Annotated in this window: 20 protein-coding genes; 3 read left to right on the top strand and 17 right to left on the bottom strand. The window is 71.9% G+C overall.

Features of this window, described 5'->3' with window-relative positions; all coding sequences use genetic code 11:
- Positions 1 to 51 precede the first annotated feature (51 nt).
- The 3 genes from AB0J21_RS25155 to AB0J21_RS25145 all read left to right on the top strand — a co-directional run bounded on the left by AB0J21_RS25155 (position 52) and on the right by AB0J21_RS25145 (position 2,927).
- On the top strand, positions 52 to 960 hold the full coding sequence (locus tag AB0J21_RS25155) for a 5'-3' exonuclease (protein ID WP_363148390.1): 909 nt from the start codon (positions 52 to 54) through the stop codon (positions 958 to 960).
- Positions 961 to 1,014: 54 nt separating this feature from the next.
- Positions 1,015 to 1,863 carry a siderophore-interacting protein gene (locus AB0J21_RS25150; protein ID WP_363148353.1) on the top strand — a complete coding sequence of 283 codons (849 nt, stop codon included), beginning with the start codon at positions 1,015 to 1,017 and terminating at the stop codon, positions 1,861 to 1,863.
- Positions 1,864 to 1,931: 68 nt separating this feature from the next.
- Positions 1,932 to 2,927 (top strand): pseudouridine synthase, encoded by a 996-nt coding sequence (locus AB0J21_RS25145; RefSeq protein WP_363148352.1) that lies wholly within the window; start codon positions 1,932 to 1,934, stop codon positions 2,925 to 2,927.
- 6 nt (positions 2,928 to 2,933) lie between these two features.
- Here the strand turns inward: AB0J21_RS25145 and AB0J21_RS25140 are convergent, their stop codons facing one another.
- The 17 genes from AB0J21_RS25140 to AB0J21_RS25060 all read right to left on the bottom strand — a co-directional run bounded on the left by AB0J21_RS25140 (position 2,934) and on the right by AB0J21_RS25060 (position 20,699).
- Positions 2,934 to 4,685, bottom strand: coding sequence for a cytochrome P450 (locus AB0J21_RS25140; RefSeq protein WP_363148351.1), 1,752 nt, complete (start codon positions 4,683 to 4,685; stop codon positions 2,934 to 2,936).
- A 55-nt stretch (positions 4,686 to 4,740) separates the two neighbouring features.
- Positions 4,741 to 5,361, bottom strand: coding sequence for an ATP/GTP-binding protein (locus tag AB0J21_RS25135; protein WP_363148350.1), 621 nt, complete (start codon positions 5,359 to 5,361; stop codon positions 4,741 to 4,743).
- Entirely contained in the window at positions 5,342 to 5,749 is a 408-nt protein-coding gene (locus AB0J21_RS25130; RefSeq protein ID WP_363148349.1) for a DUF742 domain-containing protein, read from the bottom strand. The genes AB0J21_RS25135 and AB0J21_RS25130 overlap by 20 nt, the downstream gene beginning before the upstream one ends.
- A complete protein-coding gene (locus AB0J21_RS25125) occupies positions 5,746 to 6,150 on the bottom strand; it encodes a roadblock/LC7 domain-containing protein (RefSeq protein ID WP_363148348.1) in 405 nt (134 codons plus the stop codon). Before AB0J21_RS25125 ends, AB0J21_RS25130 begins: the two co-directional genes overlap by 4 nt.
- Positions 6,147 to 7,712, bottom strand: a complete 1,566-nt coding sequence (locus AB0J21_RS25120; protein ID WP_363148347.1) for an ATP-binding protein — start codon at positions 7,710 to 7,712, stop codon at positions 6,147 to 6,149. The genes AB0J21_RS25125 and AB0J21_RS25120 overlap by 4 nt, the downstream gene beginning before the upstream one ends.
- Before the next feature lie 497 nt (positions 7,713 to 8,209).
- Positions 8,210 to 11,023 (bottom strand): DEAD/DEAH box helicase, encoded by a 2,814-nt coding sequence (locus tag AB0J21_RS25115; protein WP_363148346.1) that lies wholly within the window; start codon positions 11,021 to 11,023, stop codon positions 8,210 to 8,212.
- A gap of 75 nt (positions 11,024 to 11,098) precedes the next feature.
- Positions 11,099 to 11,989: a diacylglycerol kinase gene (locus tag AB0J21_RS25110; protein WP_363148345.1), complete on the bottom strand. Its 891-nt coding sequence runs from the start codon at positions 11,987 to 11,989 to the stop codon at positions 11,099 to 11,101.
- Between the two features lie 29 nt (positions 11,990 to 12,018).
- Positions 12,019 to 12,972: a twin-arginine translocase subunit TatC gene (tatC, locus tag AB0J21_RS25105; RefSeq protein ID WP_363148344.1), complete on the bottom strand. Its 954-nt coding sequence runs from the start codon at positions 12,970 to 12,972 to the stop codon at positions 12,019 to 12,021.
- A gap of 48 nt (positions 12,973 to 13,020) precedes the next feature.
- On the bottom strand, positions 13,021 to 13,302 hold the full coding sequence (gene tatA / locus AB0J21_RS25100) for a Sec-independent protein translocase subunit TatA (RefSeq protein ID WP_363148343.1): 282 nt from the start codon (positions 13,300 to 13,302) through the stop codon (positions 13,021 to 13,023).
- Between the two features lie 206 nt (positions 13,303 to 13,508).
- Entirely contained in the window at positions 13,509 to 13,733 is a 225-nt protein-coding gene (locus AB0J21_RS25095; protein ID WP_363148389.1) for a hypothetical protein, read from the bottom strand.
- 77 nt (positions 13,734 to 13,810) lie between these two features.
- The gene (locus tag AB0J21_RS25090) at positions 13,811 to 14,083 is read right to left on the bottom strand and encodes a hypothetical protein (RefSeq protein WP_363148342.1); all 273 of its coding nucleotides are present in this window, start codon (positions 14,081 to 14,083) and stop codon (positions 13,811 to 13,813) included.
- 67 nt (positions 14,084 to 14,150) lie between these two features.
- Positions 14,151 to 15,107 (bottom strand): WYL domain-containing protein, encoded by a 957-nt coding sequence (locus tag AB0J21_RS25085; RefSeq protein WP_363148341.1) that lies wholly within the window; start codon positions 15,105 to 15,107, stop codon positions 14,151 to 14,153.
- Positions 15,108 to 15,122: 15 nt separating this feature from the next.
- A complete protein-coding gene (locus tag AB0J21_RS25080; protein WP_363148340.1) occupies positions 15,123 to 16,076 on the bottom strand; it encodes a WYL domain-containing protein in 954 nt (317 codons plus the stop codon).
- Between the two features lie 147 nt (positions 16,077 to 16,223).
- Positions 16,224 to 16,595, bottom strand: a complete 372-nt coding sequence (locus AB0J21_RS25075) for an FKBP-type peptidyl-prolyl cis-trans isomerase (RefSeq protein WP_363148388.1) — start codon at positions 16,593 to 16,595, stop codon at positions 16,224 to 16,226.
- A gap of 73 nt (positions 16,596 to 16,668) precedes the next feature.
- On the bottom strand, positions 16,669 to 17,688 hold the full coding sequence (locus AB0J21_RS25070; RefSeq protein WP_363148339.1) for an FKBP-type peptidyl-prolyl cis-trans isomerase: 1,020 nt from the start codon (positions 17,686 to 17,688) through the stop codon (positions 16,669 to 16,671).
- Positions 17,689 to 17,934: 246 nt separating this feature from the next.
- The gene (gene pafA, locus AB0J21_RS25065) at positions 17,935 to 19,296 is read right to left on the bottom strand and encodes a Pup--protein ligase (RefSeq protein WP_363148338.1); all 1,362 of its coding nucleotides are present in this window, start codon (positions 19,294 to 19,296) and stop codon (positions 17,935 to 17,937) included.
- Between the two features lie 158 nt (positions 19,297 to 19,454).
- Positions 19,455 to 20,699: an MFS transporter gene (locus AB0J21_RS25060; protein ID WP_363148337.1), complete on the bottom strand. Its 1,245-nt coding sequence runs from the start codon at positions 20,697 to 20,699 to the stop codon at positions 19,455 to 19,457.
- Positions 20,700 to 20,735 lie beyond the last annotated feature (36 nt).

The following is a 20,735-nucleotide window of genomic DNA, read 5'->3' as shown; positions in this document are numbered from 1 at the left end:
GTCGGCGGCATGGGGCATGATGCGCGGGTGACGCAGCGAACTCCCCGGCTCATGCTCCTGGACACCGCCTCGCTCTACTTCCGCGCCTACTTCGGCGTCCCGGAATCGGTGCGCGCCCCTGACGGGACGCCGGTCAACGCGGTGCGCGGACTGCTCGACTTCATCGCCCGGCTGGTTCAGGACCACCGCCCCGACGCCCTGGTGGCCTGCATGGACGCGGACTGGCGGCCCCAGTGGCGGGTGGAGCTGATCCCCACCTACAAAGCCCACCGGGTGGCCGAAACCAGCCCGTCCGGCCCGGACACCGAAGAGGTCCCCGACACCCTCAGCCCGCAGGTCCCGGTGATCGAGGCGGTGCTCGACGCCCTCGGCATCGCCCGGCTCGGCGTGCCGGAGTACGAGGCCGACGACGTGATCGGCACCCTCGCGACCCGGGCGGCGGGCCCGGTGGACATCGTGACCGGCGACCGGGACCTCTTCCAGTTGGTGGACGACGCCCGCGGGGTGCGGGTCCTGTACCCCCTGAAGGGCGTCGGCAGCCTCCAGGAGACGGACGAGGCGCTGCTGCGCGAGAAGTACGGCGTGGACGGCCCGGGCTACGCCGATCTGGCCGTCCTGCGCGGCGACCCGAGCGACGGACTGCCGGGGGTGCCGGGTGTCGGGGAGAAGACGGCGACGAAACTGCTCACCGCCCACGGGGACCTGGCCGGGATCATGGCGGCCGTGGACGATCCGCGCTCCGCGCTGACCCCGGCCCAGCGCCGCCGCCTGGACGAGGCCAGGCCCTATCTGCGGGTCGCGCCGGCCGTCGTCCACGTCGCCCGGGACCTGCCGGTGCCGGCCGGCTTCGAGGCGGCCCTGCCCGACGAGCCGCGCGACGCCGAACTGCTCATGGCACTCGCCGACCGCTGGGGCCTGGGGGGCTCCCTGGACCGCTTGCTGCGCACCCTCGCCGCCTGAGCCCCGCATGGTGTTAGCTTAGGGTTACCTAAGTACATCGAGCAGGGAGTCCGCATGGCTGAACGGCCGGTACGCAAGGCACCGACGACGCACTCCGCGCAGGTCCTGCGCACCGAACGGCTCACCCCGCACATGCAGCGGGTGGTGTTCGGCGGCGAGGGGCTGTCCGCCTTCTCGGCGGGCGAGTTCACCGACCACTACGTCAAACTGCTGTTCCCCGCCGAGGGCGCCGTCTACCCCGAGCCCTTCGACCTCGCGGCGGTCCGCGCGCAGCTGCCCCGCGAGCAGTGGCCCGCCACCCGCACGTACTCGGTGCGGCACTGGGACGCCGGGGCCCGGGAGCTGACCATCGACTTCGTGGTCCACGGCGACGAGGGCCTGGCCGGCCCCTGGGCGGCGCGGGCCCGGCCCGGAGACGTGCTGCACTTCGCCGGTCCCGGCGGCGGCTACGGGCCCCGGGCCGAGGCGGGATGGCACCTGCTGGCCGGTGACGAGAGCGCGCTGCCCGCGATCGGCGCGGCGCTGGAGGCCATGCCGGCCGGGGCGGTCGTGCACGCCTTCGTGGAGGTCTCCGGCCCCGAGGAGGAACAGAAGACCGAGGCGCCCGACGGGGTGCGCGTCACCTGGCTGCACCGCGGCGAACGGCCGGTCGGCGAGGCTCTGGTGGAGGCGGTGCGCGAGCTGGACTTCCCCTCCGCGGACGTCGAGGCCTTCGTGCACGGCGAGGCCGGCTTCGTGAAGGAACTGCGCCGCCATCTGCGGGTCGAGCGCGAGATCCCGCGCGAGCGGCTGTCGATCTCCGGCTACTGGCGCCTGGGCCACAACGAGGACGGCTGGCAGGCGTCCAAGCGCGAGTGGAACGCCCAGGTGGAGTCCGAGCAGGAGCAGCAGCCGGCCGCCTGAGCCACGGCCGGGCCGCCCCGGGCCTGCTCGTGGGCGGGCGGGGTCGCGCACGCCCGTACGCTGGCCCCATGAGTCGCAGGTCCCGCCGAGTCCCCTCGCCCCTGCCCCAGCGCGAGGGCATCGACGCGGTACGGCTGCGGCTGCCGGCCGAGCCGCGGTGGCCCACCGTCCTCGACCACCTCGTGGAACGTCTGCCGGTTCCGGCCCACGAGGTCGAGGCCATGTTGCGCGGCGGCGAGGTCGTCACGGCCGACGGCCGGCCGGTGGGTCCGGGCACCGCCTACCTGCCGGGCGGCTCGGTGTGGTTCCACCGGGAGCGGGCCCCCGAGGCGGCCGTGCCCTTCGGGATCGAAGTGGTGCACCGCGACGAGCACCTCGTGGTGGCCGACAAACCGCACTTCCTCGCGACCACACCGCGCGGCAGCCACATCACCGAGACGGCCCTGGCCCGGCTGCGCCGCCGCCTCGGCCTGCCGGATCTCTCCCCCGCCCACCGCCTGGACCGGCTCACCGCCGGGCTCGTGCTGTTCACCGTGGAGCCGGGCGAACGCGGCGCGTACCAGAAGCTGTTCGCCGAGCGGCGGGTGCACAAGGAGTACGAGGCGGTCGCGCCCCACGATCCGGCGCTCGCGCTGCCGCACACCGCGCGCAGCCGCATCGTCAAGGACCGCGGGGTGATCGCCGCGCGGGAGCTGCCGGGCGAGCCCAACGCCGTCACGGAGATCGAACTCCTGGAACACCGCGCGGCAACCGGCCCGTTGGGGGCCGGTGCGGCCGGGACCGGGGCCCTGGGCCGCTACCGTCTGCTGCCCCGCACCGGCCGCACGCACCAGCTGCGGGTGCACATGAACGCCCTGGGCCTGCCCCTGCTCGGCGACCCGGTCTACCCCGAGGTGCGCGACCCCGCCCCGGACGACTACCGGCGCCCGCTGCAACTGCTCTCCCGGGTACTGGAGTTCACCGACCCGGTGACGGGTGAGGCACGCGCTTTCGAGAGCCGGCGCACGCTGCTCGCCTGGACGGATCACCAACAGTGGGCCACCGGCGCGGAGGCCACCGGCTGAGGTCCGTCACCCCGCTCCGAACCAGCTCCGCAGCCGGCCGAGCACACCACGCGGACGGGGCACCTCGGCGACCGGGACGGAGGGGGCGGCGCCGTGCGGCGATGCCCCCAACTCCCCGGTACGCGAGGCAGGGTGGTCCCCGGACGAGGGCTCCTCCTCGGCGGTCAGCAGTTCGGACACGGGCACGAACTCGGGTTCCTCTTCCGGCGCCAGGACCTGCCCGGGCTCCGGCGCCGGCTCCGGCTCCGGCGCCGGCTCCGGCGCCGGCTTCGGCTTCGGCTTCGGCTTCGGCGCCGGATCCAGCAGGCCCGGGCCCCGCACCGGGAGCCCCCACGACGGCGCGGGCTCCGGAGCCGGTTCGGGCAGCACACTGGAGCGGCCCGCCGGACGGAAGAGGGAGGCGCCGTCGTCGCTCAGCAGCCAGTCGATGTCGTCGGGCTGCCGGGGTGCGCCGCTCGCGTCCACCGTCCTCGGGTCCACCTGCGGTTTGGGCGCGAACCGGACCGGCACCTCGACCAGGTGGCGCGCGAGGATGGAGCCCGACCAGCGCAGGTCCTCCGGTTCCACGGCCAGTTGCGCGTCGGACAGCCGGGTGAACAACTCGTCGATGCCCAGGTCGGCGATGCTGCGGCCGAGGTCCGCACCGGGACAGGCGTGCGGTCCGCCGCCGAAGGCGAGGTGCGCGCGGTTGCCCCGCAGGTTCGCCTTGAGGTCGGGCCGGATGGCGGGGTCGGTGTTGGCGGCCGCGAACCCCAGCATCACCGCGTCGCCCCTGCGGATGCGCTGACCGCCCAGCTCGGTGTCGCCCACGGCGTAGCGGCCGAGCAGCGCGCTGAACGGCGGTTCGTCCCACAGGGCTTGCTCGGTGGCGTCCTGGAGCGTCATCTGCCCGGCCCCGAGCCGGGTCCGCACCCGCCGGTCGGTGAGAGCGATCCGGGCCGCGTTGGCGATGAGGTTGGCGGTGGTCTCGTAGGCCGCGATGAGCACGATGCGCAGGTGCTCGGCGACCTCCTGCGCGGTCAGCCCCGAGGGGTGGGCCAGCAGCCGGCCGGTGAAGTCCTCGGCGGGTTCGGCGATGCGGCGCTCCACGTGCCGGCGCAGGATCACCATGAGGTACTCGTTGCTCGCGTTGGCGGTCTCGGTGCCCTTGATCAGGTCCTGGGCCGCCTGGACCAGCCGGTCGTCGTACGCCTCGGGCAGACCGAGCAGGCCGAGCATCACCATCATCGGCAGGCGGGTGGCGAAGTCGGACACGATGTCCCCGTGCCCGTCCTCGCAGAACTCGTTGACCAGCAGGATCGTGGAGTCCTGGATGAGCCTGCGCACCCCCCGGCCGTCGGCGCCCACCAGGCTGTCGGTGACCGCTCCGCGCAGCCGCTTGTGCTCGGGGCCCTCGACGAAGGCGCAGACCGGCTGCCAGGTGAAGATCGGCGCCATGGGGTGGTCGGGCCGTACCCTGCCCTCCTTGAGCGGGACCCAGTGCCGGGAGTCCACGGAGAACTCCTCGGGGTGCGTGACGACGTGGACGTTCTCGGCGTGGCCGAGCACGAGCCAGGCCGGTACGTCGTCGTGCAGCAGGATCGGCGCGACGGGCCCGTGCTCGCGGCGCAGCGCCTCGTAGAAGCCGCGCTGGTCCCGCGCGGCCTCGGGCCCGTGGATGCGGCGCAGTCCGCCGGGCCCGAAGGAGCTGTCGTGGGCGGGGCAGCCGGGGGGCGGTGCTCCGGCGCCCGCCGTACTGAAGGGGAGGTCGGTGGTCACGGTGGTTGGCTCCGGGTTCGTGGCTGCGGGTGGTGGTCGTCGGCGCCGGGCTCGCTCAGTGGGAGGCGCCGGCCATCGCGTACAGGTAGCGCATGAGCGTCAGCAGGACGTCCCGGCTGGAGCGGCGTTTGCGGGCGTCGCACATGATGATGGGGACCGCCGCGGGCAGGTCGAGGGCCGCCCGCAGCGTGTCCGCGGTGTACTCCGGTGCGCCCGGGAAGCAGTTGACGGCGACCACGAACGGCACCCCGCTCTCCTCCAGCCGGCCCATGACGTCGAAGCTCGACTCAAGGCGCCGGGTGTCGACGAGGACGACCCCGCCGAGCGCCCCCTCGAACAGGCCGTTCCACAGGAACCAGAAGCGTTCCTGACCGGGGGTGCCGAACAGGTAGAGGACCATCTGCTCGCTGACGCTGATGCGGCCGAAGTCCATCGCGACGGTCGTGTCCGTCTTGTTGGTGGACCGGCGCAGGCTGTCGACGCCGATGCTCGCCTGCGACATCGTCTCCTCGGTGGTCAGCGGCCTGATCTCACTGACCGAACCGACCATCGTGGTCTTGCCGACCCCGAAGCCCCCGACGATGACGATCTTCACGGCCGAGGTGGCCGTCTCGGGCAGGATGTCCTCGCTCCGGGGCCCGGGGAGGGTCTCGGTCTCAGAGCCGTTGAAGTCCATGCATCACCGCTTCGAGGAGGGAACGGTCGGGCTGGGCGGGCCGCACGGTGTGCTGCCGAGCCTGGACGAGCCCGAGCGAGTGGAGTTCGGTCAGGAGAACGGTCACGACGCTGAACGGGAGCTTCAGATACGCCGACAGTTCGGCGACCGAGAGCGGGGCCCCGCACAGCTGCAGTACGGAGACGAGTTCCGGCTGCAGGGCGGGCGGCGGGGTGCCCCGGGCGACGATCAGTGTGACCAGGTCGAGTGCGCCGCGCCCGCCCTCGTGCCCGGCCGTGATGGCGTAGAGCCTGCCGGGCGTGGAGTCCTGCTCCTGGTCGGGCGGCTGATCGGGCCGCTCGGCCGGGGCCTCGGGCGTGCGCCGTCTGCGCTGCGGGGGTGTGGTCATAGGCTCGGTGCCCCGCGTCGGCGGGGCGGACTGGCGAGGTGGGGGCCGATCCGGGCCACCAGATCGCGCATGTGGTGACCGACGAGACCGGCCTCGGCCCGCACGTCGGTGAGCACCGCGAGATAGGCCCCGGTGCCCGCCGACATGAGGTAGAAGTGGCCGCCGTCGACCTCGATCATCACCATGCGCATCGTGCCGTCGCTGCGCGGGATCTCCTGGCTGACCGCGCTGGCCAGGCTCTGCAGGCCCGCGCAGGCGGCGGCGATCCGGTCGGCCGCGTCGGGTTCCCCCCCGTACCGTGCCACCCGCAGCCCGTCCGCGGAGAGCACCACGATCTGGTGCACCCCGGGCAGGCTGTCGGAGAGTTCTTTGAGCATCCAGTCGAAATCGCGCTGGATCACCGGTGATCCCCCTCGTCGATGTCGTCGCGGCCGACTTCGCTGCGGCCGGCCGTACCGGGCTGTCGCTCGGACTGCTCGGTCCCGTTCACTCCGGCCAGGAACGCCTCCAGGGCGAGGCCGGGGAGTTGCTGTTCCGGCTCCGGCTCGTCCCTGCCGAAGGGGTCCGGGGCGGTCTTCTTCTCCCAGGGACTGCGCTGCGCCGGAGCGAAGGGGTCGATCTCGCTCGCGTCCTGGGGCGCGAAGACGTGTTCGCTGCGGCGGCGGCGCTGCGGGAGTCCCTCCGCCGTCCGCTCGGTGAAGGTGGGCATCTCGGCTTCCCTGATGGGCTCGCCGTCCGCGTCGCGCAGCGGGGGCCCGGCCAGCCGACGGCCCTCGGGCTTGCCCTTGCGCCGGCGCTCCTTGATCAGCTCGCCGTTCTCGTCGTAGCGCGGGACGGCGGTCGCGCCGATGCCGTGCGCCCGGCCGGGAGCGACGTAGTCGATGCCCTCGATCATGTGCTCGGGAACCATGAGGATGGCGCGCAGCCCCCCGTAGGCGGAGGAGCGCAGTTCCAGGGTCATGCGGTACAGGCGGCACAGCCGGCCGAGCACCGACATGCCGGTGCGCGGCTCCCCCTTGTACTCGCCGAGGTCGCGGCCGGTGGCCGAGTGGGCGAAGACGCGCATGGCGCGCTGCTGGAGCTCCTCGTCGAAGGGCGCTCCCGCGTCCTCCACCGAGATGGCGATTCCGGCCCGGACCCGCAGCGCGGTGACGTGCACCTTGGCGGCGGGCGGCGAGTAGCGGGCGCCGTTGTCCATGAGTTCGGCCGCGGCCTGGAGGATCGGCTCGACCATGGTCCCCTTGATGGGGATGTCGGGGATGTTCTCCAGCTCGATCCTGGGGAAGTCGTTGATGCGCGACATCGATCCGCGCAGCAGGCTGAACAGCGGTACGGGCTCGGCCCACTGGCGGCTGGGACGGCCGCCGCCGATGGTCGCGAGGTTGTCGGCGTAGCGGGTGATCAGCGAGTTGCAGTGGTCGATGCGCAGGAGGTCGTCGAAGACCTCGGGGTTGCGCCCGTGGTCCTCCTCCATCTCCCGCAGTTCGGCGGCGAGGGTGTGCGCGATGGCCTGGATGCGCCGGGTGGTGCTGATGAACGCGAACCGGATGCCGGAGCGCACGTTCTCGCCCTCGTCGATGGCGTCGAGGAACACGCGCAGCATGTGCCGCTGCGGGGTGGGCAGATTGGCGAAGCGCTGGGCGGCCAGCACCTTGTTCTCGGTGACGGTGGCCCGGTGGCCGCGCAGCGTCAGCTCCAGCGCGACCGGCATGACCTCGTTGGCCATCCGGTAGGTCTCGGCGTCGTACTCGGCGACCCGCCGCTCCAGCGCGGCCTTCTCCTGGATGTGGGCGCGCGCCAGGTGCTCCTGCGCCCGGTGGCCGCGCAGGACCTCGGCGGTGAGGCTCAGCGCGAGCAGGGCGGCGAGGACGCCGCAGCAGATGACGGGCACACGAGCGGACTCGGTCACGCCCAGCGCGGCGGCCGTCGTGGCCACCGCGAGAAGCAGGACGGTCAGCGACACGCGGAGCAGGGGGGCCGGCCGGCCCCGGGGGGGCGATTGAACACTCACCATGTAAGGCCCTCTGCACAGTTGACGGGGGGGATGGCACGCCCTGGAGTCAGGTACGGACGTGGGGCGCGTCACGGCTTTCCTCAGCCGACGCGATGCGGGCGAGCCTAGTGCGACGGAATGATCCCTGTGTCATATTCCGCAAGCATCACCCTCGGGATTCCGGGAAGCCCTAGAATCGAGCCCATTTATACGCCACACAGAAATTCGAACAATCGCGCGCATGCCGAAAATGAAGGCAAGTCCGCAGGTCAGGACCGCCCCCATCCCCCATTCGGTCCCCTTGGCGAACAGATAATCGAGTTTCCCGCCGACGGCCACCGAAGCCCTTGAGGGCAGGGGGCGCACGAAAAAGGGAATGCGCCCCCCGGTAACCGGAAGGACGCATTCCCTCTCGCCGCCGCCTACTTCTCGGCGGCCCCTTTTCTCCGCACGCGCGGCGCGGCGCCTCAGCCCACGGAGGTGTAGGCGACGACCCCGCGCAGTACGGCGTCCACCGCCTTGCGCGCGTTCTTCGGGACGGTGCTGTCACCGCCGCTGGGCGCGGCGGCGGCGATCTGCCCGAGCACGTCGATGACCTGCTTGGTCCAGCGGACGAAGTCCCCGGCGGGCATCTCGGCCTCGCGCAGCACCTCGTCCAGCCCGGTGCCGGAGGCCCAGCGGTACGCGGCCCAGGCGAAGCCGAGGTCGGGCTCGCGCTGGCCGACGCCCTCGGTCTGGCTGATGCCGAAGTCCTCCTCGACCGCGTCGAGCCGGCCCCAGATCCGCACCATCTCCTGGAGCGCGGCGGTGGCCTTGCCGGAGGGCACCTTGGGAGTGACCGCGTCGTCCCCGGAGCGGGACTCGTAGACCAGGGCGGAGACGCAGGCGGCCAGTTCGGCCGGGCTCAGCCCCTCCCAGACCCGTTCGCGCAGGCACTCCGCGGACAGCAGGTCCAGCTCCCCGTAGAGCCGGGCCAGTCGCCGGCCGTGCTCGGTGACCTCGTTGCCGCGCAGGTAGTCCAGCTCGGTCAGCAGGGCGACGATCCGGTCGAAGGTGCGGGCGATGGTGTTGGTCCGGCCCTCGATGCGCCGCTCCAGCTGCCGGGTGTCGCGCAGCAGCCGGTGGTAGCGCTCGGCCCAGCGGGCGTGGTCCTCGCGTTCGGCGCAGCCGTGGCAGGGGTGGGCGCGGATCTCGGTGCGCAGCCGGGCGATCTCGCGGTCGTCGGCGGCGGCCGCGCGGCCCTTGCGGTGCCGCTCGGGCACGAGGTGCCCGGCCTTGGTGCGCAGCGCGGAGGCGAGGTCCCTGCGGGACTGCGGACTGCGCGCGTTGAAGGACTTGGGTACCCGCATCCGGTCCAGCGCCTCGACGGGCACCGGGAAGTCCATCCCGGCCAGCCGCTTGACCTGGCGTTCCGCGGTCAGGACGAGGGGACGCGGCCCGTCGAACTGCTCGAAGCCGCGGTGGTGGCCGCCGCCGGTGCGGCCGGCCGGCGTCCCGGGGTCGAGGACCAGGGCGAGGCCCGCGTACTTGCCGGTGGGCACGTGGATGACGTCCCCGGGCCGCAGCTTCTCCAGCGAGGCGGCGGCAGCGGCCCGGCGCTGGGCAGCGCCCTGCTTGGCCAGCTCGGTCTCGCGGTCCTTGAGCTGCCGGCGCAGCCGCGAGTACTCCTCGAAGTCCCCGAGGTGGCAGGTCATGGACTCCTGGTAGCCCGCCAGCCCCTCCTCGTTGCGCTGCACCTCGCGGGAGATGCCCACGACGGAACGGTCGGCCTGGAACTGCGCGAAGGAGGTCTCCAGGAGCTCCCGGGAGCGGTGCCTGCCGAACTGCTGGACGAGATTGACCGCCATGTTGTACGAGGGGCGGAAGCTGGAGCGCAGCGGGTAGGTGCGGGTACCGGCGAGGCCCGCGAGGTGGTCGGGGTTCATTCCGCGCTGCCACAGCACGACGGCGTGGCCCTCGATGTCGATGCCGCGTCGGCCGGCCCGCCCGGTGAGCTGGGTGTACTCGCCGGGGGTGATGTCGGCGTGCTGCTCGCCGTTCCACTTGACGAGCTTCTCCAGGACCACGGAACGGGCGGGCATGTTGATGCCGAGCGCGAGGGTCTCGGTCGCGAACACGGCCTTGACCAGGCCCCGCACGAACAGCTCCTCGACGACCTCCTTGAAGGTCGGCAGCATTCCCGCGTGGTGGGCGGCGATGCCGCGCTCCAGGCCCTCCAGCCACTCGAAGTACCCGAGCACGTGCAGGTCCTCGGGCGGGATGGAGGAGGTGCGTTCCTCGACGATCTCGCGGACGGTGAGCCGGGCCGCCTCGTCGTTGAGCCGCAGCCCCGCGGCCAGGCACTGCTGGACGGCGGCCTCGCAGGCGGCCCGGCTGAAGATGAAGGTGATCGCGGGCAGCAGCCCTTCGGCGTCGAGCCGGTCGATGACCTCGGGGCGGCCCGGGGTCCACACCCGGCTGCGCTGGCGACGCTCCCGCTCCCGGTCGGCCTCCCGGCCCCTGCGCCTGCCTCCGCCGCCGTATCCGGGGCGGCTGGCCTCCATCCTGGCCATGCGGCTCAGGTCGGGGTTGACCGCGCGTTTACGGCCGCTGCCCTCCTCGAAGAGGTCGTAGATCCGCCGTCCGGCGAGAACGTGCTGGAAGAGGGGGACGGGCCGGTGCTCGGAGACGATCACCCGGGTGTCCCCGCGTACGGTGTCCAGCCAGTCGCCGAACTCCTCGGCGTTGGACACGGTCGCGGAGAGCGACACGAGGGTCACCGAGGGCGGGAGATGGATGATCACCTCCTCCCACACGGCGCCCCGGAAGCGGTCGGAGAGGTAGTGCACCTCGTCCATGACCACGTAGCCGAGACCGGAGAGGGCCTGCGAGCCGGCGTACAGCATGTTGCGCAGCACCTCGGTCGTCATGACGACGATCGGGGCGTCCGCGTTGACGCTGTTGTCTCCGGTGAGCAGCCCGACGCGGTCCGCGCCGTAGCGCTGGGCGAGGTCGCCGAACTTCTGGTTGGAGAGCGCCTTGATCGGGGTGGTGTAGAAACACTTCTTGCCCTGGAGCAGGGCGAGGTGGACGGCGAACTCGCCCACGATCGTCTTGCCCGATCCGGTGGGCGCCGCCACCAGGACGCCCTTGCCCGATTCGAGGGCCTGGCAGGCCTCGATCTGGAAGGGGTCGAGACCGAACTCGTACATCTCGCGGAAGGCACCGAGCGCGGTGGCCTGGTCCGCGGCGCGCCTACGGGCCGCCGCGTACCGCTCCGCCGGGGAGAGATCCTCTGTCATCGTGCGTTCGAGCCTACCGGCCGACACCGACAGAGCACGATCATTAATCATGATCGACTGTCCGGTGGACGCCCCCTACGGCGCGAGCAGCCGTACGGCCGCGGGGACGCACCGCGCGGTCAGCGGCAGGGGGCCGAGCGGCTCCCCGTCGGCGTAGCCGGTGAGACCGGGCGCGTCGAGTTCGACACGAGCGGCGCGGTGGGTGGTGACCACCGGGTGGCCGAGGTGGGTGCCCCGGTAGACGCGCGGGAAGACCTTCAGCAGGGTGGTGCGGCTGCACGGGCCGACGACGGTGATGTCGAAGAGGCCGTCGTCGAGGCGGGCGTCGGCGCAGATCCGCATGCCGCCCCCGTAGGAGGTGCTGTTGCCGACGGCTATGAGCGTCGCGTCCACTTCCCGGACCGGCCCGTCGTCCAGGCGCATGCGGTAGCGCACCGGCTCGAAGGCGGCCAGTTCGGCGAGGATCGCGAGGTCGTAGCGGAAGCGGCCGAGCGGCAGCCGCATCCGGTTGCCCCGGTCGTTGACCCGGGAGTCGAAGCCGGTGGCCAGGACGGTGCCGTACCAGCGCTCGCCGATCCGGCCGAGGTCCAGCTCGCGGTACCGGCCCTCCGTGAGGGCGCGCGCGACGATCCGCGCGGCCTCGGCGGGGGCGCGCACCGGCAGCCCCAGGGAGCGCCCGAAGTCGTTGCCGCTGCCGACCGCGACGACGCCGAGCGGGGTCCGGGTCCCGGCGACCGCCCGCAGCGCGAGGGCGGTGAGCCCGTCGCCGCCGACGGCGACCAGGGCGTCCGTCCCTTCGGCCACGGCCTCCCGGGCGCGGCGCAACGCGTCCTCGGCGTCCGCGCCGACGATCGTACGGACCTGGAAGCCGGCGGCCCGGAACGCGGAAGCGGCCGGCTGCGCCGCGTGGGCGCCCCGGCCGCGTCCCGCGGTGGGGTTGACGAAGAGGGTGATCTCGCTGGTCACGGCCCGACCCTACTGGAGCCGGGACCGGCTCAGGTCACGTCGTCGTATCCGTTGATCCGGTCCCGGTCCCCGCCGGACTGCTCGGGGAGGGCGCGCGGGGTGGAGACGGGCTCCATCTCCCCGATGTCCTCAGGAGTGAGGTCCAGTTCGGAGGCCTCGTCGTCGCCCGGCCCCTGCGCCTCGCGGACGGCCTTGCGCCGGTCGTGGATCAGGGAGAAGGCGGTGGCACCGAAGTAGAGCACCCAGATCGGAGCGGCCAGGGTCAGCATGCTGATCGGGTCCGTGCTGGGGGTCGCCACCGCGGCGAAGACCGTGATGCCCATGATCATGGCCCGCCACCAGCTGAGCATCCTCTTGCCCGTGAGGATGCCGGTGAGGTTGAGCATGACCAGCAGCAGGGGCAGCTCGAACGAGATACCGAAGACCAGCACCATGCGGGTGATCAGGTTCAGCAGATCGTCCAGCGGGAGCAGGTTCTCGGCGTTGGCGGGCGTCAGGCCGAGCAGGACGCGCGCCATGGTGGGCAGCATCCGGTAGGCGAGGAACGCGCCCAGCAGGAAGAGCGGCACCCCCACACCGACGAAGGACCGGGCGTACTTCTTCTCGCTCCGGTGCAGGCCGGGGGCGACGAACCCCCACAGCTGGTACAGCCAGATCGGCGAGGCGACGACCACACCCACCGTGAGGGACACCTTGAGCGCCAGGGTGAACGGTGCGAGCAGCCCGCTCAGCACGATGTGGGCGCAAGGGGTTTCCTTGGTCTTGGCCAACTCGGAGAACGTGTCCCCGCAGCCGACGGACTTGAGGATCGGCCCCGTGAGGAAGTCGATGATGTCCGTGTAGAAGAAGGCAGCGAGGATCGCCACGGCCACGATCGCCAGAACGGCTTTCGCGAGCCGGTTGCGCAGCTCACGCAGGTGATCCACGAGCGGCATGCGCCCCTCGGGGTCCTTCTCCCTTTTTGTGCGGGCAGGCTTCAGCAACCCACGTCCTCATCTCGTGCGGCAGGGCCGGCCGTCGCCGGCCCCGCGTCAGCGCTTGCTCGTGTCCGAAGGCTCGGCGACCGGTCGCGAGCTGGTCACGTCGCCGGGGGAAGCCTGGATGGTGCGCTGCGAGACCTGGTCGGCGGGCGGGTCGGCGGGCGCGGCCTCGTCCTGCTTGCCCTCGGACTTCATCGCCTTGGCCTCGCTCTTGAGGATGCGGGCCGACTTGCCGAGCGAACGAGCCATGTCGGGAAGCTTCTTCGCGCCGAACAGCAGGACGACTACGACGAGAATGAGGATGATCTCGGGGGCGCCGATCTTTCCGAACATAGGCGTACTACCTTCTCACCGAGGCGGCGGGGATGGGGGCTGCACCATGAGTAGGACAAATGTCCACCTTCATGGTGCCGCGATCGTAGCGCTCAGGGGTAAAGGCTGGGCAATCCCTGGGTGTACTCCCGGTTCAGCGGCTCGCGCCTCGCTCCGGGCCGCGTCAAGCAGCGTACCTGGGGGACCCGGCAAATTGACAGGCTACGTCAGTCAACAGACGTCACACGGGGCCCGCCCGGGGCGTTCGCACCCGTCCGGGCCATCGCCGTGGCGGCCCGCTCCAGGTCCTGCGCGGCGGTGCTGACGCGCTGTGAGGTCCGTGCCACCTGAGCGCCGAGGCGGCGCACCTCCACGTAGACCCGCACGGCCAGCACACCGAGGACGGCCAGTCCGCAGAAGCCGAGCACGACGGCGATCATGGCCCAGGACATCGTGGAGAGCGACGGCATGAGCCGAGCCTAGTGCCTCCGGAGGGCCCCGGTCCGCCCGCCCCCGGGCCCGTCGGCGTTCAGACGGTGGAGTGCAGACGCAGGGTGCGTACGCCGCCGTCTGTGAGCAGTTCCACAATGCGTTCCCCCGCCGGCTTGCGGACCGCGCTGTCGCACTCGGGGCAGGTGAAGGAGTAGAAGGTGGTCTTCCTGCTGCCGCCGATCGCCAGCCGGATGGCGTGCGCCGCGAGTTCGAAGCGGGCGCGGCAATCCGGGCAGCCGGCCCGGAACATCACCGGCCCCGTGACCTCCGCCCCGCTCTGCGCGCACGCCGTCGGTGTCTCTCGCGTCATCGTCCGGGCCTCCCCTCGCTGCCTGCCCAGACGATAGCGGTCCCCGCGCCGGCCGGGCCCCCCATCGTCAGTTCCGGTCCGCGTAGGCGGCGAGCGCCTCCTCGGCGGCCGCCCGCGCGCTGACCGCGAGTTCCTGCGGGGCGACGATCCGGCCCTCGGCGCCCAGCCGCAGCGCGAGGCGCCGCAGGGAGGCCGGGTCGGGGGTGCGCAGGGTGATGCGCAGTCCGCCGCCGGGCAGCTCCACGGCGCTGTCGTGCGGGTAGTACTCGGCGACCCAGCGGCCGCCCGGGCCCACCTCGACCACCACTTCGGGGTCGTCCGCGGCGGGCTGCACGAGCCCTTCCGACAGGTCGCGCAGTTCCATTTCGGGCGGGGCGGAGGGCTCGTCGAGAATCTTGATCTCGGCGACCCGGTCGAGCCGGAAGGTGCGCCGGTCCTCGGAGAGCCGGCACCACGCCTCCATGTAGGTGTGGCCCACGGCGAACAGCCGGATCGGGTCGACCTCGCGCTCGGTCAGCTCGTCGCGCGCCGGGGAGTAGTAGCGCAGCCACAGCCGGCGCCGCTCGGAGATCGCCCGGTCCACCTCGGCGAACACCCCGCCCTCCGACTCGAAGGTCACCGACAGCCGGGAACTGGCGCCCGCGGTGTCGCCCGCGGCGGCCTCCAGCTTCGCGGTCGCCCGCAGCAGGGCCTGACGGTCGCTCTCCCGCAGCCCGGGCAGGGTGGTCACCGCCCGCGCCGCCACCAGCAGCGCCGTCGCCTCGTCGGCGGCCAGCCGCAGCGGGGCGGCCACGTCGTCGGGGTTGTGCCACCAGATGCGCTCACCGTCGGTGTCGATGTCGAGCAGGTCGCCGCCCCGGAAGCTCGTCCCGCACAGCGGCAGCACGTCGAGGTCGGAGATCAGCTCGTCCTCGGTGATCCCGAAGGCCCGCGCGACGTCCGTGACGTACGCGCCGGGGCGCTCGCGCAGATACGTCACGAGGGACAGCATCCGGCGGGTCTGGTCGATGGCGTTCGTGGCCATGTGCTTGCCTCTCCCTCAGCCCTGGGCCACGGCGCGCAGCCGGTCGATGACGTCGGCCCGCAGCTCGGCGGGTTCCAGTACGACCACGTCGGGGCCGAACTCCACGAGCCAGGCGTCCAGTCCGTGCCCGTAGGGGATCTCCAGCTCGTCCCAGCCGTCGCCGCGGTCCTGCACCGAGATCGCCTTGGCGCGCAGCGGGTAGCCGGAGCCGGAGCGCAGCCGGATGAAGGCGCTGCGGTCGGCGCCCTCCCCGGCCCAGGCCGCGACCGTCTCACGGACCGTCACCACCGAGGGGATCTCGGCAAAGAAGGCACCCGAGCGGGTCTTGACCCGGCCGGTGATGCGCGAGAGCCGGAAGACCCGTTCGGCGCCCCGGTCCCGGTCGAAGCCCGCGAGGTACCAGTGGCCGCGCCAGCACTCCAGGGCCCAGGGCTCGACCTGCCGCGTCTCGGGCCGCGGAGCGGTGGACTTGCGGTAGTCGAAGACGACGGGACGCCGGTCCCTGCAGGCCAGCATGAGCGGTTCGAAGGCCGCCTCGTGCACCGGGATACGGGGTTCCAGGGCGCTGTGCGTCCCGTACGGGTCGACGGTCTCCGGCAGACCCGCGGCGCGCAGTTTCTGCAGGGCTCCGCTGGCCGCTCCCGCGAGCCGCGCCTGCTGCCACACCTTCGCGGCCAGGCCCAGCGCGGCGGCCTCCTCGGCATCCAGCGTGACGGGCGGCAGCCGGTTGCTGTCCCGGCCGGCCCGGTAGCCCGTCTCCCCGTCCAGGTTGTCGACGGTCTCGATGACCAGGCCCAGTTCCCGCAGATCGTCCTTGTCCCGCTCGAACATGCGGTTGAAGGCGTCCTCCGAGCTGGCCTCCAGGTACGCCTCGATGGACCCCCGCAGCTCCCGCTTGCTGAGCGGACGGCGCGTGCCCAGCAGGCACAGCGCGAGGTTCATCAGCCGCTCGGCCTTGGCAATCGCCATCGACGCCCTTTCCTGATGTTCGCTAGGCCGTCGACCGTACCGCTCCCGGCCTGCCGGAAGAAAGCCGAGGGCCCGTGCCGTACGGCACGGGCCCTCCACTGATCACTTCCGGTCACGCGCGGCCGGGAGGGCCGCCGCGCCGGACGCTCAGACGCTCACCAGGTCGCAGACGAAGATGAGGGTCTCGCCGGGCTTGATCCGGCCGCCCGCGCCGCGGTCGCCGTAGGCGAGGTGCGCCGGGATGGTGAGCTGGCGACGGCCGCCGACCTTCATGCCCTGCACGCCCTTGTCCCAGCCCTCGATGACCTGGCCGACACCGAGCTGGAAGGCGAGCGGAGCGCCCCGGTTCCAGCTCGCGTCGAACTCCTCACCGGTGGAGAAGGCGACGCCCACGTAATGGACGCGCACGGTGTCCCCGGCCTTGGCCTCGGGTCCGTCGCCCTCCCAGATGTCCTTGATCTCCAGGTCCGCCGGGGGCTCGCCGCCGGGGAAGTCGATCTCGGGCTTCTCGATGCTCACGTAGTTGCTCCAGTGTTGGCGGTAGGCGGGGCGCTCCTCGAAGCGCCCCGCCCGTAAAGACAAGGTCCTAGTGTTACACCGCGCCGAGAATGTCCACGACGAAGACCAGGGTCGAGTTGGCGGGGAGCGCCTCGCCCTGCGCCTGGTCCTTGTACGCCTGCTCCGGCGGGATCACGAGCATCACGCGGTCGCCGACGTGCTTGCCGACCAGACCCTTGTCCCAGCCCGGGATCACGGCGCCCTTGCCGATCGGGGTGACGAAGGGCTCGCCCCGGTTGGCCGCGGTGTCGAACAGGGTGGCCTTGGCCTTGCCCTCGTTGATCTTCCAGGCCGCGCCGCTGTAGTTCATGATCACGTTCTGGCCGGTCTTGATCTCCGGGCCCTTGCCGTTGATCAGCACCTTCTCGGTGAGCTTCTTCGGCGGGTCGTTCTTCGGCACCGCGATGTCGGCGCGGGTCGTCTTCTCGTCGACCTTGACCTGCGGCAGGTCCTTCGGGATCGAGGCCTGGCTGCCCTCGACCTTCGTGGTGGGCACGATCTTGTTGATGTCGATCGCGAACACCAGCGTGTCGTCGGGAGCGACCCCCGCCTGCTGGTTGCCCTGGGCGCCGAAGGCGGCGGCCGGCGGGGCCACCACCAGGACCCGGCTGCCCTCCTTGTGACCGGCCAGCGCCTTCGAGAAGGCCGGGATGATCGACTTCGAGCCCGCCGCGATGACCTGCGGCTGACCGCCCTGCTGGTAGGTCGAGCCGAAGTCCTTGGCGCCCTTCCAGATCTTGCCGGTGAAGTCGAAGGACACCATGTCGCCCTCGCGCACCGTCTTGCCGGTGCCCTCGGACTCGGTGTGCACCACGAACTTGTCGCTGGGGCTGCCCTTGGGCAGCGTGATCTTCGCCGCCTTCCCGTCCGCACCCGAGACCGTCGGCATCGGAGAGGCCGAGGTCACCGGCTGCGGCGTCTTGGGAGTGGCCTCCGCCGAGGGCGAACTGCTGGCCTTGTCCGCCTTGTCCTTGGAGTCGTCGTCACCCCCGCAGGCGGTCGCGGCAAGCGCCAGGGCGGGCACGATGAGCAGGGCTGCGAGTCGGCGTTGCACAAGATCCCCAGAGTGTTATGGATACCGGTCCCGTCACTCTAGGCCCTTCGCCACCGCAGACCACGAACCGCGTACCCCACTTTCTGCATCGTCCGGTACTGGCGCCCGGGGCCGTGCCCCTTCCGCCCCCTTCGGCCCCGCCCGTTCCGGCCGCTGTGCGCCGGAAACGGAGAACGCGCGGAAAAGGGCCCCGCGTGACACGCGGGGCCCACTCCCTGTCGCCCCTCATCAGCGGACGACAACCGGTCACATTCCGGCGATCAGCTTCTCCACCCGGTCGTCCACCGAACGGAACGGGTCCTTGCACAGCACGGTGCGCTGCGCCTGGTCATTGAGCTTGAGATGCACCCAGTCGACCGTGAAATCCCTGCGCTGTTCCTGCGCCCGCCGGATGAAATCGCCCCTCAACCGGGCCCTTGTCGTCTGCGGCGGCACGGACTTGCCCTCGAAGATCCGCAGGTCGTTGCAGATCCGGGTGGCCTGCCCCTTCTTCTCGAGCAGGTAGTAGAGCCCGCGCCGACGGTGGATGTCGTGATAGGCGAGGTCTATCTGCGCCACCCGCGGATTCGACATGGTCATGTTGTGCTTGGCCCGGTACCGCTCAATCAGCTTGTACTTCATGACCCAGTCGATCTCGGTGCCGATCCGGTCGAGATCCTCCGCCTCGATCGCGTCCAGCGCCCGGCCCCACAGTTCGAGGACCTGCTCGACCGTGCCAGTACGGATACCACGACGCTCGCAGAAGTCCACGGCCTTCTCGTAGTACTCGCGCTGCACCTCCAGCGCCGAGGCCTCCCGGCCGCTCGCCAGCCGCACCTTGCGCCGGCCAGTTATGTCGTGGCTGACCTCACGGATCGCCCGGATCGGGTTCTCCAGCGTCAGGTCACGCATCACCGTGCCCGCCTCGATCATGCGCAGCACGAGGTCGGTCGCCCCGACCTTGAGCAGCATGGTCGTCTCCGACATGTTGGAGTCGCCCACGATCACGTGCAGACGCCGGTACCGCTCCGCGTCCGCGTGCGGCTCGTCCCGGGTGTTGATGATCGGACGGGAGCGCGTCGTCGCGGAACTGACGCCCTCCCAGATGTGCTCGGCCCGCTGGCTCACACAGAACACCGCACCGCGCGGGGTCTGCAGCACCTTCCCCGCACCGCACAGCAACTGCCGCGTGACCAGGAACGGGATGAGGATGTCGGCCAGCCGCGAGAACTCCCCGTGCCGCGCCACCAGATAGTTCTCGTGGCAGCCGTACGAGTTGCCCGCGGAGTCGGTGTTGTTCTTGAACAGATAGACGTCGCCTGCGATTCCCTCCTCGTGCAGACGACGCTCCGCGTCGACGAGCAGCCCTTCCAGGATGCGCTCGCCCGCCTTGTCGTGAGTCACCAGTTCGGTGATGTTGTCGCATTCGGGAGTCGCGTATTCCGGATGCGAACCCACGTCGAGGTAGAGGCGGGCGCCGTTCCGCAGAAAGACATTGCTACTGCGGCCCCATGACACAACACGGCGGAAGAGGTAACGCGCCACCTCGTCCGGCGACAGACGGCGCTGTCCCCGGAACGTGCACGTGACGCCGTACTCGTTCTCCAGCCCGAAAATGCGGCGGTCCATGACTGAACATTACGCCCGAACCCCCTCGCTGAAACCGGCTTGGCCCGGACCGTTTCGATCATTTTCCCCGGCCACCCCCACCGGACCAGCCACGTCTTCCCCCCACGCCACCGGCCCAACCCTCTTTCCGCCCCCGACCGGACACCGCGACCGGCCCCTCACGCCCCGCCCTGTCCCACTCCCCCGGCAGGCCCCGCCACCCCCGGCGCACCCGCCACCGGCACCGGACGACCCGCCACGAGCACCCGTCCCGCCGCGCACAGCACCAGCAGCGCCGCGACTCCCCCGCACCCGGCCACCGCGAAGCCCGCCCGCGTACCGCCCCACTCCAGAGCCGGGCCCGCCACCCCGGATCCCAGCGCCGCACCCACCCCGAACGCCGTCACCAGCCAGGAGAACGCCTCCGTCACCGTGCCCGCCGGAGCCTGACGGTCCACCACGACGAACACGCACGCCAGCGACGGCGCCAGGAACACCCCGGCCAGCGCGGCGAGCCCCGTCATCGCCACCGGCCCCGGCATCCACACCAACGGCAGATAGCCCAGCGCCAGCAACCCCACCAGCACCGGCAACCGCCGCTCGGCGGCCCCCGCCCACCGCCGCGCCCCGTACACGGTGCCGCCCACCAGGGCCCCCAGCCCCAGCGCCGCCATCAGCCAGCCGTACACCGCCTCCCGGCCCTGGTCGTCCGCGTACGCCAGCGCCGCCACCGTGATCGAGCCCAGCGCGACCCCGACGAAGAGGAACGACCCGAGCAGGACCAGCAGACCGCGCGAGCGCAGCGCGCCCAGCCAGTGCGCCTCCCGCTCCGCACCGCGCCAGGCCCGCGAGGGCGCGGACACCACGACCGACAGCGCGCCCAGCACCCCGATGGCGTTCACGACCAGCAGCGCGGCCCCCGCCGACCACAGGGACACCAGCAGGGTCACCAGCAGCGGCCCCACAGTGAACATGACCTCCTGCGCCACGGCGTCCATCGCGTACGCGACCTGCACCCGCTCCGGCCGCTTCAGCACGCTGGGCCACAGCGCCCGCAGTCCGCCCTCCAGCGGCGGCGTGCACAGTCCCGCGAGCGCCACGAGCGGATACGCCGCCCACGGTGTCCCGGTCCCGGCCCCCACGAAGCCCGCCATGCCCAGCGCCGCGAGCACCGAGGCCGGCAGCTGCACGGCCGGTTGCCCCCGCAGGTCCACCGCCCGCCCCAGCAGCGGCTGTCCCACGGCGGTCGCCAGCCCGTACACCGCCGCCAGCGCCCCCGCCGACGCGTAGCCGCCACCCTGCTCCCGGACGAACAGCACGATCGCGAGGTGCGCCGTCCCGTTCGGCAGCCGCCCCACCAGCGTCCCCACCAGCAGCCGCGCGGCATACGGGGAGCGCAGCACCCCCGCGTACCCACTCGCCATGACCGCCCGCCCCTCTCCGCCTGCTTCGACCGGATC

It is taken from the genome of Streptomyces sp. NPDC049954 (assembly GCF_040656295.1).
Taxonomy (GTDB): domain Bacteria; phylum Actinomycetota; class Actinomycetes; order Streptomycetales; family Streptomycetaceae; genus Streptomyces.
Note: the sequence above shows the minus strand (reverse complement) of the source record. Positions and strands in the feature narration are given on the sequence as shown.

What these genes read in the sequence shown, in the direction of transcription:
- AB0J21_RS25155 (WP_363148390.1), top strand. Translation starts at nt 52, where the DNA reads ATGCTCCTGGACACCGCCTCGCTCTACTTCCGCGCCTACTTCGGCGTC.
- AB0J21_RS25150 (WP_363148353.1), top strand. Translation starts at nt 1,015, where the DNA reads ATGGCTGAACGGCCGGTACGCAAGGCACCGACGACGCACTCCGCGCAG.
- AB0J21_RS25145 (WP_363148352.1), top strand. Translation starts at nt 1,932, where the DNA reads ATGAGTCGCAGGTCCCGCCGAGTCCCCTCGCCCCTGCCCCAGCGCGAG.
- AB0J21_RS25135 (WP_363148350.1), bottom strand. Translation starts at nt 5,361, where the DNA reads ATGGACTTCAACGGCTCTGAGACCGAGACCCTCCCCGGGCCCCGGAGC.
- AB0J21_RS25130 (WP_363148349.1), bottom strand. Translation starts at nt 5,749, where the DNA reads ATGACCACACCCCCGCAGCGCAGACGGCGCACGCCCGAGGCCCCGGCC.
- AB0J21_RS25115 (WP_363148346.1), bottom strand. Translation starts at nt 11,023, where the DNA reads ATGACAGAGGATCTCTCCCCGGCGGAGCGGTACGCGGCGGCCCGTAGG.
- tatA (WP_363148343.1), bottom strand. Translation starts at nt 13,302, where the DNA reads ATGTTCGGAAAGATCGGCGCCCCCGAGATCATCCTCATTCTCGTCGTA.
- AB0J21_RS25095 (WP_363148389.1), bottom strand. Translation starts at nt 13,733, where the DNA reads ATGTCCTGGGCCATGATCGCCGTCGTGCTCGGCTTCTGCGGACTGGCC.
- AB0J21_RS25090 (WP_363148342.1), bottom strand. Translation starts at nt 14,083, where the DNA reads ATGACGCGAGAGACACCGACGGCGTGCGCGCAGAGCGGGGCGGAGGTC.
- AB0J21_RS25085 (WP_363148341.1), bottom strand. Translation starts at nt 15,107, where the DNA reads ATGGCCACGAACGCCATCGACCAGACCCGCCGGATGCTGTCCCTCGTG.
- AB0J21_RS25080 (WP_363148340.1), bottom strand. Translation starts at nt 16,076, where the DNA reads ATGGCGATTGCCAAGGCCGAGCGGCTGATGAACCTCGCGCTGTGCCTG.
- pafA (WP_363148338.1), bottom strand. Translation starts at nt 19,296, where the DNA reads ATGGACCGCCGCATTTTCGGGCTGGAGAACGAGTACGGCGTCACGTGC.
- AB0J21_RS25060 (WP_363148337.1), bottom strand. Translation starts at nt 20,699, where the DNA reads ATGGCGAGTGGGTACGCGGGGGTGCTGCGCTCCCCGTATGCCGCGCGG.